At 28.5% G+C, this 14,175-nt stretch carries 13 protein-coding genes; 4 read left to right on the top strand and 9 right to left on the bottom strand.

Annotated features, from left to right (window positions below):
• The first annotated feature begins 25 nt into the window (after nt 1–25).
• Nucleotides 26–1,327: a phosphopyruvate hydratase gene (eno, locus tag HNR35_RS02590; protein ID WP_183223736.1), complete on the top strand. Its 1,302-nt coding sequence runs from the start codon at nt 26–28 to the stop codon at nt 1,325–1,327.
• Between the two features lie 63 nt (nt 1,328–1,390).
• Here the strand turns inward: eno and rpsI are convergent, their stop codons facing one another.
• Genes rpsI through HNR35_RS02545 form a run of 9 tightly spaced genes read right to left on the bottom strand, consistent with a single transcriptional unit; the run spans nt 1,391 to nt 10,274 of the window.
• On the bottom strand, nt 1,391–1,801 hold the full coding sequence (gene rpsI, locus HNR35_RS02585) for a 30S ribosomal protein S9 (protein WP_006433413.1): 411 nt from the start codon (nt 1,799–1,801) through the stop codon (nt 1,391–1,393).
• Nucleotides 1,798–2,262, bottom strand: coding sequence for a 50S ribosomal protein L13 (gene rplM, locus HNR35_RS02580; RefSeq protein ID WP_006433601.1), 465 nt, complete (start codon nt 2,260–2,262; stop codon nt 1,798–1,800). Before rplM ends, rpsI begins: the two co-directional genes overlap by 4 nt.
• Before the next feature lie 52 nt (nt 2,263–2,314).
• Nucleotides 2,315–3,124: a hypothetical protein gene (locus HNR35_RS02575; protein WP_183223734.1), complete on the bottom strand. Its 810-nt coding sequence runs from the start codon at nt 3,122–3,124 to the stop codon at nt 2,315–2,317.
• The gene (gene gatB, locus HNR35_RS02570; RefSeq protein ID WP_183223732.1) at nt 3,117–4,574 is read right to left on the bottom strand and encodes an Asp-tRNA(Asn)/Glu-tRNA(Gln) amidotransferase subunit GatB; all 1,458 of its coding nucleotides are present in this window, start codon (nt 4,572–4,574) and stop codon (nt 3,117–3,119) included. The genes HNR35_RS02575 and gatB overlap by 8 nt, the downstream gene beginning before the upstream one ends.
• Complete coding sequence (gatA, locus tag HNR35_RS02565; RefSeq protein WP_183223730.1) at nt 4,564–6,009, bottom strand: Asp-tRNA(Asn)/Glu-tRNA(Gln) amidotransferase subunit GatA; 1,446 nt, start codon at nt 6,007–6,009, stop codon at nt 4,564–4,566. Before gatA ends, gatB begins: the two co-directional genes overlap by 11 nt.
• 10 nt (nt 6,010–6,019) lie before the next feature.
• The gene (gatC, locus tag HNR35_RS02560) at nt 6,020–6,295 is read right to left on the bottom strand and encodes an Asp-tRNA(Asn)/Glu-tRNA(Gln) amidotransferase subunit GatC (RefSeq protein WP_183223728.1); all 276 of its coding nucleotides are present in this window, start codon (nt 6,293–6,295) and stop codon (nt 6,020–6,022) included.
• A 9-nt stretch (nt 6,296–6,304) separates the two neighbouring features.
• Nucleotides 6,305–8,401 (bottom strand): ATP-dependent helicase, encoded by a 2,097-nt coding sequence (locus tag HNR35_RS02555; RefSeq protein ID WP_183223726.1) that lies wholly within the window; start codon nt 8,399–8,401, stop codon nt 6,305–6,307.
• Nucleotides 8,402–8,406: 5 nt separating this feature from the next.
• Nucleotides 8,407–9,609, bottom strand: a complete 1,203-nt coding sequence (locus HNR35_RS02550; RefSeq protein WP_183223724.1) for a BB_0345 family helix-turn-helix protein — start codon at nt 9,607–9,609, stop codon at nt 8,407–8,409.
• Between the two features lie 11 nt (nt 9,610–9,620).
• Nucleotides 9,621–10,274 (bottom strand): LolA family protein, encoded by a 654-nt coding sequence (locus HNR35_RS02545; RefSeq protein WP_183223722.1) that lies wholly within the window; start codon nt 10,272–10,274, stop codon nt 9,621–9,623.
• 190 nt (nt 10,275–10,464) lie between these two features.
• Here HNR35_RS02545 and HNR35_RS02540 point away from each other — a divergent pair, with 190 nt between their 5' ends.
• From HNR35_RS02540 to amrB, 3 genes are all read left to right on the top strand, one after another.
• Entirely contained in the window at nt 10,465–11,883 is a 1,419-nt protein-coding gene (locus HNR35_RS02540; RefSeq protein WP_183223720.1) for an NFACT RNA binding domain-containing protein, read from the top strand.
• A 94-nt stretch (nt 11,884–11,977) separates the two neighbouring features.
• A complete protein-coding gene (gene pyk / locus HNR35_RS02535; RefSeq protein WP_006433643.1) occupies nt 11,978–13,411 on the top strand; it encodes a pyruvate kinase in 1,434 nt (477 codons plus the stop codon).
• Nucleotides 13,412–13,428: 17 nt separating this feature from the next.
• Nucleotides 13,429–14,169, top strand: a complete 741-nt coding sequence (amrB, locus tag HNR35_RS02530) for an AmmeMemoRadiSam system protein B (protein ID WP_183223718.1) — start codon at nt 13,429–13,431, stop codon at nt 14,167–14,169.
• The last annotated feature ends 6 nt before the right edge of the window (nt 14,170–14,175 follow it).

The following is a 14,175-nucleotide window of genomic DNA, read 5'->3' as shown; positions in this document are numbered from 1 at the left end:
TATAAATAATATGAGGAGTATAAAAATGGGTTTTCACATTTATAAAATCAAAGCAAGACAAATTATTGATTCTAGGGGGAATCCAACAGTTGAGACTGATGTCATTTTAGAAGATGGAACTTGCGGAAGATCTGCCGTACCATCAGGTGCATCAACAGGAATTAACGAAGCTGTTGAGCTTAGAGATGGTGATAAATCTGTATATATGGGAAAAGGGGTTTTAAAAGCAATTGAAAATATAAAAAACATAATTGCCCCAGAACTCGAAGGTATGAGCGCCTTAAATCAAGTTGCAATCGACAGAAAAATGCTTGAACTTGATGGCACCCCCACAAAAGAAAAGCTTGGTGCTAATGCAATATTAGCGGTTTCAATGGCTACAGCTAAAGCTGCCGCAAAGTACCTTGGGCTTAAGGTTTATCAATATCTTGGAGCGTACAAAGCCAATATCTTGCCTACACCTATGTGCAATATTATTAATGGTGGCGCACATTCTGACAACTCTGTTGACTTTCAGGAGTTCATGATAATGCCAATAGGAGCAAAAACTTTCAGCGAAGCAATAAGAATGTCAGTAGAGGTTTTTCACACACTAAAAGGCATTCTAAATGGAAAAGGATATGCAACTTCTGTTGGAGATGAAGGAGGATTTGCCCCAAATTTAAAATCAAACGAAGAAGCCTGCGAGATGATTATAGAAGCAATAAAAAAAGCGGGATATGAGCCTGGAAAAGATATATCAATAGCTCTTGATCCAGCAACATCTGAGCTTTATGATCCAAAAACAAAAAAATATGTGCTTAAATGGTCAACAAAAGAAGAGCTTACTTCTGAACAAATGGTTGAATATTGGTCAAAATGGGTAGAAAAATATCCAATTATTTCAATTGAAGATGGCATGGCCGAAGAAGATTGGGATGGATGGAAAAAACTTACAGATAAAATTGGAAACAAAATACAACTTGTTGGGGATGATTTATTTGTGACAAATACCTCATTTCTTAAAAAAGGAATCGAAATGGGAATTGCCAATTCAATTCTTATCAAGGTTAATCAAATTGGAACACTAACAGAAACATTTGAAGCTGTGGAAATGGCCAAAAAAGCGGGATACACAGCAATAGTTTCCCATAGGTCAGGAGAAACAGAAGATACAACAATAGCTGATCTTGTAGTAGCTCTTGGAACAGGTCAAATCAAAACTGGCTCACTCTCAAGAACAGATAGAATAGCAAAATACAATCAACTCATAAGAATAGAAGAAGAATTAGAAACAACTGCCGAATATCACGGTAAAAACGTCTTTTATTCCATTAAGCAGAAATAAATTAAATCCCTGTATAAGGGATTTTTTTTGCTTTAAAAAAATGTAAAATGTATAAAAATAAAATTATCTTTTAGAAAATTGAAAACTTTTTCGAGCCTTCTTCTTCCCAAATTTTTTACGTTCAACTTTCCTTGAATCTCTTGTTAAAAACCCATTAGATCTCAAAATCATCTTATTAGATTCATCAAGCTCAAAAAGAGCTCTTGAAATACCATGCCTTATTGCTCCCGATTGACCTGAGATTCCTCCCCCATAAACATTAATATAAAGATCATATTTGCCAAGCGTATTTGTTAAAAATAAAGGCGATAGCGCCATTGTTCTTAAATTTTCAAGTTGGATGTAAGAGTCAAAGTCTCTATTATTTACTTTAATATTGCCACTACCCTCTCTAATGTAAACTCTAGCAACAGAAGATTTTCTCCTACCAGTTCCCATTGATAAATTAACATTACTAAAATTTGATTTTTTCATCTTACCTCTCTTAAATTAGCTTCTAGCTTTATAGGATTTTGAGCTTTAAGAGTATGCTCTGAACCAGAAAAGACTTTTAAATTTCTAAAAAGATCACGCCCTAAAGGACCTTTTGGCAACATACCTTTAATAGCAATCTCAAGAGGCGCACAAGGCTTTCTTTCTGACAATGTTCTAAAAGTGTCAGAATAAAGACCTCCTGGATATCTTGAATGCCTATAATAAAGCTTTTGTTGATATTTTTTACCTGTCAGCCTAACCTTAGAAGCATTAATAACAATAACATTGTCACCTAAATCCTGATGCGGAGTATAATAAGCTTTATGCTTACCTCTTAAAATTCTAACAACATCCACAGCAACTTTACCTAAAACTCTGTCTGCTGCATCAATTACATACCATTTTTTCTCAACAGTCTTTGGCTTAATCCAAATCGTAACATTATTGGTTATCTTATTCATAATAGTACATTACCCTTACATATAATTTTATGCATAAATCTTATTCATTGTATTATTTGCAAGGATCACTGTCAAGTCCATCAACAAACTTGTTTTTAAGGGCAAAGCAAATTTTTTTAAAATTATCCAGATCTCCTTTAGAAAACTTCAAGGGAACAATAGACGGAATACTAAAAGTTGGACTAATTAAATATCCATACCTAAGAAATTCATTAAAAATTTCAGAATGATAACAAGCATCATAAAGAGGAAACATATACCTATTAGTCACTCTAAACAAAGATGTAGTAAAAAAATTAAAATCAATATTGAGATTTTTTCTATAAAACAAAAGTTTGCTTAATGTATGTCTAGCCAAAGATAAAGTTATAGCATCAAAATTATCTTTAAATTCTATTTTTCTAGTATTGTTATCTATGATAACAATACTAACAGACATACAATCAGGCAAAGGAATATTAAAAATCATAGGATATTTAATATTGTTAAATCCTACTTTAAACTCATATATTCCTTCTCCCTTTTCCCAAGGCATAAAAACTTTATCTTTACCAGTTAAAGATAGTAAAAATTCTTTTGCATCTCGCTCTAGCTTAAAAATATAAACGGATCCGGCCTCTTTAAAAAAAGTAAATACTAAATTGATAAACTGATTTTTAAAAACAGAAGGATAAGGAGATATCAAGCCCCTTGACATAGTTTGCTTAAAAAGGCGATTTAAACCTTGAATCCTATAGCCTAAAAAATTTTTTCCACCATTTAAATATAAATCCAAATATCTCTTGCCATGAATATCGTAAAGATAAAAAAATCTTGCTCTTTTAATCACCGGCAAATTATCTATTAAGGAGAAATCATACATTTGCTAAACTTTGTAAAAGAATTTCATTTGCAAGTATAGGATTAATCTTTCCTGAAGATTTTTTCATTATTTGCCCCATCATAAATTTAATAGCATGATCTTTACCCTTTTTGTAAAGTTCAATTGATTTGGGATTTTCATTTAAAACTTCAAGAACAATCTGTTTAATAATAAACTCGTCACTTATTTGCTCTAATTGATTTTCACTTATAATAACAGAAGCTGAAACTTTTCTAGCCATCATCTCTGAAAACACTTTTTTTGCCATTTTACCACTTATTTTACCATCAACAATAAATTCAACAAGCTCTGTAATATAACTTGGAGGCAAGTCATATTCAAGAACACTAATTCCTTTGTCATTAAGAACACTTAAAACTTCGGATAATACCCAATTGGATACTTTTTTAGGATCGCTTGAATTAATAACAGCCTCTTCAAAATATCTAAGTAAATGCTTATCTGATGTTAAAGTAGTAACATCAAAATCACTTAATCCATATTGGGCCTTAAGTCTAACTCTTGCATCAAATGGAAGCTCAATTAACTTTAATTTTTTAATATTATCAATATAAAAATCATCAATCTCTATTAAAGGCAAATCGGGTTCTTGGAAATAACGATAATCAGATACTGTTTCTTTATCCCTTTGAATCACTGTTATTCCGCTCTTATCATCAAATCCTCTAGTATGCTTACCACAACTATCAAGAGTTTTCCTAAATTTAACCCATTCTTCTTGTTGTCTTAATTCTTCATATTCAATGGCAGCTTTAATAGATTTAAAAGAGTTTAAATTCTTTATTTCAGCTATAGGAGTTTTATACTCAACGTCACTCTCTTTAATAATTAAATTAACATTTACATCACATCTGAAAGAACCATTTTCCATATTGCATTCTGACAAATCAAGATACCTAAAAATTTCTCTTAAAGAACTTAAAAAAGCAACTGCCTCATCTCCACTGCTAATATCTGGAGCAGAGACAATCTCAAGCAAAGGAGCCCCTGAACGATTAAAATCAATATAACTTTGATTTTCACTATCAAGCAAATGTAGACTTTTACCTGAATCTTCTTCCATATGAATTCTAATAATGTTAATCTTTTTAAGCCCAGCAGAAGTTTCAATCAATAAGCTTCCTCCCTCACAAATTGGCTTATCATTTTGTGAGATTTGATATCCTTTTGGTAAATCTGGATAATAATAATGTTTTCTATCAAATTTAACAACGCGGCTAATCTTTGAGCTTGTGGCATGCCCTGCTAAAATTGCACTATTAATAAGCTCTACATTCACACTTGGCAATGCCCCGGGTAACCCAAGGCAAATTGGACAAATACGAGAGTTAGGGACTCCTCCAAACTCATTTTTACATCCACAAAAAGCCTTTGTTTTTAAACCTAGCTGAATATGAATTTCTAATCCAATAACTAATTTATATTCCATTCAATCCCAATTCCCTAATCACATTTTTTGAAAAACTTAAAAGTTCAAAATCCTTTTTACTGCGCCCAATAATTTGCATTCCAATCGATAATCCTTCTTTATCCTTAGAATACGGAAGCGAAATAGCAGGAGCTCCAATAAGATTTGCAATCACAGTACAAATATCTGAATAATACATTTTAACAGGATCATCAAAAGCCAAACCAACCCTAAAAGGTTTAACAAAACTTGTAGGAGTGATAATAAAATCACAACTTTCAAAAAGCTTGTTGAATTTGGGAATAATCAAATTTTGAAGAATTTCGCAAGCTTTTGCATAATATTTAGCATCATATCCTTCTGACAACAAATAATTTCCAAGAACAATGCGTCTTTTAACTTCTTCTGACAAGAAATTGCTCCTATGTTTAAAATAAAAATCATTAAGGCTTAAATTTTCTGACATTCTCTTACCATAACAAAGCCCAGTATAACGAGCAAGATTTGAGGATGCTTCAACAGGAGAAATTGTATAATAAATTGATAAAATAAAATTAATCTCTTCTATTGAAACTTCTTTTATATTAATACCTTTTGACAAAAGATCTAATTTAAATTTAGAAAAACTAGTTGCAATATTTTTGTCCATTAAATCTTCGCTAAGTTCTTTAATCACAACTAAATTTTTACCTTGCAAAGACTCAATTTTTAAAGGATAAAAATCATCAAAGATGTCTACACTAGTAGAATCCATTTCATCAGATCCACAAGTATGCTTTAAGATTAAAGCAATATCTTCAATAGAATGCGCAAAAAAGCCTATTTGATCAAAAGAAGAAGCATAAGATGCAAGTCCATAACGAGAAAGACCCCCATAAGAAGGCTTGAAGCCCAAAATTCCTGAATAAGATGCAGGAAGTCTAACAGAACCCCCAGTATCACTACCAAGCGAAAAAGGTGCCTGAAAAGATGCAACTACAGCTGCAGAGCCTCCAGAACTACCACCTATAACATATTCTCTATTTAAAGGATTTAAAGTTGCGCCATAATAAGAAAATTCACAAGTAGAACCCATGGCAAATTCATCCATATTGGTTCTACCAATTAAAATTGCTCCTTTATTCTTAAGCCTTTTGATCACAGTTGCATCATAAGGAGAAATATAGCCTTTTAAAATTTCAGAAGCACAGGTTAAAGATTTATCTTGAATTGAAATATTATCTTTAACAGCAATAAGCATACCAATTAAAGGAAAATTCTCTAATTCACAATTTTCTAAACAATCGTCATACCTTTTTGCAATCTCTAAAGAATCATCAAAAAATTCAATATATCCATTAATATCTTTATTTAATTCATAATTATTTTTATAAGCAAGCAAAATATCATAAATTTTACATTTTTTAGTTAAAACTAATTCTTGAATTTTGGTTAAAGTTAAATTGCTTAAGTCCAAAACCTTATCCTTATTCTAATATTTTAGGAGATGAAAAATATCCATCTAAAAACGAATTACTCAGCCTCTTAATCGATTCAATAGGAAGAGAAAATCTTACTTTATCCTCACGCAATGTAGAAATCTTTTTCTTATTAGCATTAAAATTAATTTGAACCTCAAAATTTAAAATTTCATCAACCAATCTAATAACTTTTTCAAATTTTGAAATAAATTTATCTTCACTCTCTCCACCAAGCCTTACTAAGCTTAATTTCAAGCTATTTTCTAAATGTATATCTTTCAAAATAAACCTCTAAACTTTAATAATTTTTTTAATATACTCAGGACTCAAAATAGCCTTCTTACCATTTCTCAAACTAATTTTAACAAACTGCAAGTTACCTTGGTACCAGCTATCAATAATCATTCCCTTTTCTTCATTATAAATTATATAATCTCCAATATTAAATCTAACAACACTTTTATTATTAATAAAAAAATTGTTGAAATACTCTTTCAAATATTCGGGAATAAAGACAATGTCATAAGAGTTTTTGTCAATATCTTGGAAAAAAACAGAAAGCGCAGTGCTTTTAAAAGAACCTCTAAAAGCTCGCCTCAAATTTAAGGTAATAATAAGCTCTGATTTAGCTCTCGTGATTGCAACATAAAAAAGTCTTCTCTCTTCCTCAAGCCTATCTTCTGTTAATTCTTCAATTTCAGCTGGTAAAAGACCTTTCTCAAGTCCAGAAATCACAACTCTATCAAATTCAAGTCCCTTAACACCATGAATTGAAGACAAAAATATATTAGACTTAAAATCTCCAGAAATTAAAGGAGAAAGTGAAGAATTTTCTAAAAATATAGCAAGACCTTCAAATGTACCCGAATATTCAATTCCGCTATTAATAAGCTCGTCAATGTTTCTTAATTTTTCTTCCTTATCAAATTTTTTATAATAATCTAAAAGACCAAACTTAATTACAATATCATTAATAAAAGCAGATAAATTAATGTAATGATCTTCAAAAAGTTTTTTACTCAGATCATCATAAGCATTTAAAAACAATAAAAGGGACTCTTTAGCTCTATTTTTAAGCAAGCCTAAAACCTTTTTACTCGCACAAAACAAATTAAAATTAACACCATCATCATTTAAAGCACTAATTATTTTGTCTAGAGTAGTTTTCCCAATTCCTCTAGAAGGCTTGTTTATTATTCTCAAAAAAGCTATTTTATCTTTCCTGTTTATAAAAAGCCTAAGCAAACACATAATATCCTTTATTTCCTCTCTCTCATAAAATTTAATTGATCCTAAAACCTTGTATGAGATATTTTTCTTTAAAAACGATGTTTCAAAATAAAAAGATTGGGAATTAAATCTATAAAGTATTGCTGTCTCAACATCATTGAGAGTAAGTAAGTTAGAAAAATATTCAGCTTCATCTGATGTGCTTTGAAAAACTAAAAATTTCATTCTTTTATCAGAACTATTTTGAGTTATTATTTGTTTCTCATATCTATTTTTATTTTTCGATATAACCCCATTTGCAATACCCACTATATTTGAACTTGAACGATAATTTTGCACTAAATAAAATTTAATAACATTGCCGAAAGTTTTTTCAAATTCAAGAATATTTTCAATTCTAGCTCCTCTAAAAGAATATATTGACTGATCTTCATCTCCTACAACCATAAAATACATACCATCTAAATAAAGTTCTTTCAAAAATAAAAATTGTGAATAATTTGTATCTTGATACTCATCTACAAAAATCACTTTAAATTTAGATTGAACAGATTCTTTTAGAGGTTTAGACTGTCTTAGCATTAAAATAGATTTAATAATAAGATCTGAAAAATCAAAAGCATTATTTTTAGCTTTTTCTTCCTCATAAATTTTAATATACTCAGCTTCCTTTTCTGTAAATTCAACAGATTTTCCTAAAAAAAAATTTTCTTTGCCTTTTAAAATCAAAGCCGCAATATGCTTTGCCATTTCAAGATTTGAAGCAAGATTAATTTGCTTGACAAATCTAACAACATCATTAGTATCCCAAATTGTAAAATTTGAATCATAATTCTTGTCAAAATCCTTATAGTAACATCTTAAAAGCCAAGACCCAAAAGAATGAAAAGTTTGAATATGGAGTTTCTTGTCAAATTTTAAAAGATCGTTTATTCTGTCATTCATTTCATTTGCAGCTTTATTGGTAAAAGTTAAAGCCAAAATTTCATTAGGGTTTATATTCATATGTTTGATTAAATACACAATTTTTGCAATTATAACCCTTGTTTTACCACTTCCAGGCCCTGCCAAAACAAGAATTGGATTTTTACTTTCACTAAAAACAATTTTTTCTTGAAAAACATTTAAGCTAGAAAAAAAATTCTTTATTTTATCCATTATTACTAATAAACTTCAGAAACCTTAAGATCAAACCCTGAGGGTGTCTTTACCCAAAAAAATTGGACAGCAAAAATTTCTTTTCCCTGCTCTTTTAAAAAAGGAGTAATGTCTCTGTCATTGAGAATAATATTAACATCAGAAAGTCTTGAAAAGAATAATATTAAAGATTTTTCAAAAGCTAAATTAATAGGAATACCTTTGGACGCAAAAAAAGATTTGCCATGAAGATTGTTTTCATCAGCATATCTAAAAAATGTATCATTTAAAAAATCAATTTTTAAATCAACATTTGAAAGTTTTTGAGAAGAATATAGAGTAAGATAATTACTACTTGGTAATTTTTCAGTTCCCTTAACATCAAACTGCCAATTTAAAATATTAAATCTATTGTCAATATTAGTCTCAGATACATATTTAACATTTAAAGCAAAAGACTCTAAACTTACATGGGCTATTTTTAACTTATCATAATAATAATTCTCATAAATAATTTTAACTCTCAGATTATCATCAAGATTTATCTCTTTAAACTCTCCTAAATTAAAAATATTTTTATTTTTTTTAGACTCATCAACAATAACTAAATCATCACTAATAAACGATGTTCTATATTTTGCGACATTATCACCACACGTTAAAGATAAAAAATCCCCCTCTTTAAGAGAAACATTCCAAAAATTCTTTTTATCAAAAGACACTTCATGAATATTTGAAATTATCTTCTCATCCTGACTAATCTTAAAAAATTTTTTAAAATAAACTTCCACTTCCTTAAAAGCAAATAGCATAAATAATAGCAAAATAACACCAACAATTCCTAACAGGATTCTTAACATACTTAAAGAATCTAAACTAAAAAACAACATTTTTTTGTCCGAAGGAACTTTATTATCGCTTAAAAACCCTGAATTTGAAATTTTATCTTCAAATCTAATCCCAATGTAACTACTATTAAGTTTTCTTTTATAGTCCTTAAAAAGTGTTGATATTAATTTAGAATCAATATCTAAATATTCGCTATAAGTTCTTAAAAATCCAACAGCCAAAACTTCATTTGGAAAAATTTCAATATTAGAATCTTCAAGAGCTTTAAGGTACTTAATAGAAATTTTAATATCATCAGCTACCATTTCAAGAGTCAAATTTTTACCATTTCTAACTTTTCTCAAATAACTCCCAAATTTAATAAAATCATTTTCTTCCATAGATTTAAACCTTAATTTTTTTTAATATCATATAAAAAATTATCTACCTTATTTGAAGATTTTGGAGGATCATAGTTAAATTTACTATCAAGAATTCCAACATTAAACTTCACAGCAGCTAAATCAATAACTATTTCACGCCCACCACTAGTAGGATAAGCAGTAATTCTTCTAATTATTCCATCCGGAGTAAAAGCAATAATAAAAGAATTAATAGTAGCAGCCCCCTTGTAAAGCTTTCTAGAAAAGGTTAATTTAATATATTTTCCAGAATCAGATGAATCGAGAGCTTCTAAATTTGGAGAATTAGTATAAGACACGCTGTACTCACTATTTAAAACTTTCATAAGCCCCCCCCCACTGCTACCTTTTATTAATTGCTGCTTAAACGAAGTCCCAAGAGATGGAACATAAACTGTTAAAAATTCACCATCACTTACAAAAACTTGATTATTTGAATCTAGATTAATAATAAACTTGTCTGGGAACTTATAAAGCAAAACACCTGTTTGCTTTAATCCTTTTAAAGTGAAATTAATTGTTGCTTGCATATCCCCTATATTTTGATATTTAGCATAAATTCCTTCAAAATATTGATTTGCAGATATTTGAGCAAACAAAGCAACAGGATACAAAACAAATAAAAAAAGTAGTGTTTTTATCATTCTATGAACTCTTATTATTAAGCTTAAGCTATTAACAAAATTACATTAAAAATTTATTGCTAATAAACTTTATTTTCATAATACTACATATCATGTAAATAAACTATTATTAGTAGTAATAGTTTAATACATAAAATAAAAATTTAAAGCTTAGGTATAAACACTTTTAAAGAATTAGGATTTTAAAAAAATGTCTTTGAATTACGTTGAAATAAATACTTTAATTAAAGAAATTCCTTTCACAAACTCTTTAATTAAAAAAATAATACAACCGGATTACAAAAGTTTGATTTTAGAGATTTACAATAAAATTGAAAATAAAAAATTTAAAATATTAATCTCTTTAAATCCAAACACTACTAGATTCCATATAACAAAAAAAAATTACAAAAAGAATGCCTTAAAATTAAGATTTTCTGAATTCTTAAAATCAAAAATTCAAAATGGAAAAATTCTAAAAGCTTTCCAAATGAAAAATGAAAGAATCATTTCTCTTGAGATTTTAAAAAAAGATATAATTATTTTATTTATTAAATTGTGGCCATCCTCTCCAAATATAATAGCTACAAACCAAAACTTTAAAATACTAGATGCTTATTACAGAAGACCCAAAATAAAAGAAACAACAGGTGAAATCTTTTTAAAAGCTAAAGAAATACATGAAAGCAATAAAGTGTCTGATAAAAAATTAATGGGGCTAAAAGAAGAATACAATAACGCTGGCTATACATCTTATTCTGAATTTCTTGAAAATTACTACGAATCACTCGGCAGTCAAATTAAAAACACCAATATAAAAGAATTACTTATTGAAAAATATAAAAAAGATCTAATTGATTTGGAGAAAAGAATAAAGTCTTTAAAACAACAAATCAAACTGATTGAAAACATTGAAAATGAAAAAGAAAAAGGTGAGTTGATTTTATTAAATATTAGCAAAATACAAAAAGGGCTTAAAGAAATAAACCTCTTAAATTATAAAGAAGAAAAAATAAAAATATCGTTAAATCAATCATTATCAGCAAAAGAAAATGCCTTACAATATTTTAAAGCATATAAAAAAGGAAAAAATTCTTTTAAAACTATACAAAATCAATTAAAAGAAAATCTAGATAAATTTAATCTTATTCAATCAAAAATAACTATGTTAAAAGTAGAAAATTTCATTCCAAAAGAAGAGTATAATCAAGAAAAAACTACTATTAAAAAAAAAGAAAAAACACCAAAGATGGGCTTGCATTTTAGATCTTGTGGATTTGAAATTATTGTCGGAAGAAGCGCAAAAGAAAACGATGAACTCTTAAGACATTGTGTTAAAGGAAATGACTATTGGCTTCATACAAGAGATTACCCTGGAGCTTATGTTTTTATTAAAAGTCAAAAAAATAAAACCCCTTGCCTTGAGGTACTTTTAGCTGCTGGTAATTTATGTGTGAATTATACAAAATTAGCAAAAAAATCGGGAAAAGCGGATCTTTACTACACTCAAGTTAAAAATTTAAGAAGAGTTAAAAATGGAAAGCCAGGCCTTGTAATTCCAAAAGCAGAAAAAAATTTACATATTAAGCTGGATGAAAATCTGATAAAAAAAATAAAAAATCAAATCTAAATACTACTGGCAAAGCACAATTTTGAATTTTTAATAAAATATTGTTATTCAAAGACAAAAAGCATAAAATTTATAACAGTGGAGGAAGAACTTTATGATTTCAAAGTTAACAAAAATTGTAGCAACAATATCTGATCTTAGATGCGAACCAGAACATATAAAAGATTTATACGATGCGGGGGTAAACGTCATAAGATTAAACACTGCCCATCAATCACACGAAGATACAATAAAAGTAATAAACAATGTTCGAAAAATTTCAAATAAAATAGCTCTAATGATCGACACAAAAGGACCCGAAGTTAGAACAGCAAATATTGAAAATCCTATTATTGTAAAAACTGGAGACAAAGTAATCATTTCAACTTTACCTATTAATGAACCCAATAACTTCCAAACTAATTATGACGGATTTGTCAAAGAGGTACCTCAAGGATCTAAAGTACTAATCGATGATGGTGAGCTTGAAATGACTGTTGTTTCCAAACTGCCTGACCGATTAATTTGTGAAATTAAAAATGATGGTCAAATTAAAAATAAAAAATCAATCAATACTCCCGGCATTTCTCTTAAACTACAATCAGTAACTGAAAAAGACAAAGGATTTATTGAGCTTGCAGCAAAATATAATGTTGATTTTATTGCCCATTCGTTTGTAAGGCATTCTAAAGATGTTCAAGATGTTCAAAAAATTTTAAATGACGTTGGAAATCCTGATGTAAAAATCATATCTAAAATCGAAAATCAAGAAGGAATTGATAATATTGAAGAAATTGTAAAAGTATCTTATGGAATAATGGTTGCAAGAGGAGATATGGGCGTTGAAATTCCTGCAGAAGATGTACCCATTGCTCAACTTAAAATCACACAAACCTGCATAAAGTATGGAATACCTGTGATTACAGCAACTCAAATGCTTCATACAATGATTGAAAATCCAAGACCTACTAGAGCAGAAGTATCTGATATTGCTAATGCTATTTTAAACGGAACAGACGCAATTATGCTATCTGGAGAAACCGCTTACGGGAAATATCCAATTGCAGCTGTAAAAATGATGACAAGCATTGCTAAAAAAGTTGAAAAACACAGAAAAATGACCTTATATAAAGATGAACTTTTCTACGATAAAAGCATTACAAGAAACTATATTATCAAATGTGCAATCGATGCCACAAAACTTATGGATGTAAAAGCAATTATTGTAGATTCTCTAAAAGGTAAAACTGCAAGAATAATGGCAACTTACAGAGCAAGTGTTCCATTGTTCATTACAACAAATAGCGAAAGATTGGCAAGAGAATTAACATTATCTTATGGGGTTTATTCTAATCTTGTAGACAACAATTTTAAAAGAACTACTGAATTTGTAGTAACTTCTCTTAAAATATTAAAAGAACAAGGTATTGTTAATGATAAAGACACTGTAATAATTATTTCCGGCAACCCAAATAGAAATATTGACAAAGGAACAGAATTTATGGAAATAAACACAGTAGAAGATGCAATCAAGGGGCGAAATATATAAAACAAATTAGAAACCCCTTGGTTGAAAACATATTTTATTTAAATAATACAAACAGCTTATCATTTAAGTTGAAAGAAAAAAAAACTCACAAAGCCATTCTAATAAGTTATGGAAACTATGAGTTTTTTTTAAAAAATGAATATTTGTTTACCAAAATAATATCAAATCAAACTAATAATATATTTATAATCTCTGAAGCTGAAAGCAATTTTTTAATTAATATATCTAATCATCATGTATGGAGAATTTTTAATAAAAATATTAAAGTAAACCTCAAAATATTAAATTTATTAAGAAATTTAAATTTTATCAATATAGACGATGCCCTAATCGAAAATGATCATAAAATTGAAATTACATTGAATTTTATTAGTAATATAAAGAAAAATATAAAAATAATTCCAATAATTTTTGGGAAAGCTTGGAATAAACATTTAATAAAATTTTGTGAGTTTTTAACACCTTTTATAAGCAAAAAAGAAAATTCATTTATTTTTCTATCTTACTTTACTTCAAAATCCACAAATATAAAAAAAGTCCTAAAGCTTGAAGAAAATTTAAAGCGCATTTTTCTTGAAAAAGAACCGCCAAACCTCAATCTAATACTAGAGAACTATAAATCAAAAAAAATATTTCCAGAAAACATAAATGCAATCATGGTTATTTCAAGTCTTTTTAAAAATTTTGAATTTATAGACTCAAAAATAACAACTAACTCCCCAGAATACTTGATATCAAGCAGCATTCTGATAACATAAAATTGT

Source organism: Borreliella spielmanii (assembly GCF_014201705.1).
GTDB lineage: Bacteria > Spirochaetota > Spirochaetia > Borreliales > Borreliaceae > Borreliella > Borreliella spielmanii.
Note: the sequence above shows the minus strand (reverse complement) of the source record. Positions and strands in the feature narration are given on the sequence as shown.

Excerpts from the sequence above, each read along its gene's own strand:
- eno (WP_183223736.1), top strand. The coding sequence starts at position 26 with ATGGGTTTTCACATTTATAAAATCAAAGCAAGACAAATTATTGATTCT.
- rpsI (WP_006433413.1), bottom strand. The coding sequence starts at position 1,801 with ATGAAAAAATCAAATTTTAGTAATGTTAATTTATCAATGGGAACTGGT.
- rplM (WP_006433601.1), bottom strand. The coding sequence starts at position 2,262 with ATGAATAAGATAACCAATAATGTTACGATTTGGATTAAGCCAAAGACT.
- HNR35_RS02575 (WP_183223734.1), bottom strand. The coding sequence starts at position 3,124 with ATGTATGATTTCTCCTTAATAGATAATTTGCCGGTGATTAAAAGAGCA.
- gatB (WP_183223732.1), bottom strand. The coding sequence starts at position 4,574 with ATGGAATATAAATTAGTTATTGGATTAGAAATTCATATTCAGCTAGGT.
- HNR35_RS02555 (WP_183223726.1), bottom strand. The coding sequence starts at position 8,401 with ATGGATAAAATAAAGAATTTTTTTTCTAGCTTAAATGTTTTTCAAGAA.
- HNR35_RS02550 (WP_183223724.1), bottom strand. The coding sequence starts at position 9,609 with ATGGAAGAAAATGATTTTATTAAATTTGGGAGTTATTTGAGAAAAGTT.
- HNR35_RS02545 (WP_183223722.1), bottom strand. The coding sequence starts at position 10,274 with ATGATAAAAACACTACTTTTTTTATTTGTTTTGTATCCTGTTGCTTTG.
- HNR35_RS02540 (WP_183223720.1), top strand. The coding sequence starts at position 10,465 with ATGTCTTTGAATTACGTTGAAATAAATACTTTAATTAAAGAAATTCCT.
- pyk (WP_006433643.1), top strand. The coding sequence starts at position 11,978 with ATGATTTCAAAGTTAACAAAAATTGTAGCAACAATATCTGATCTTAGA.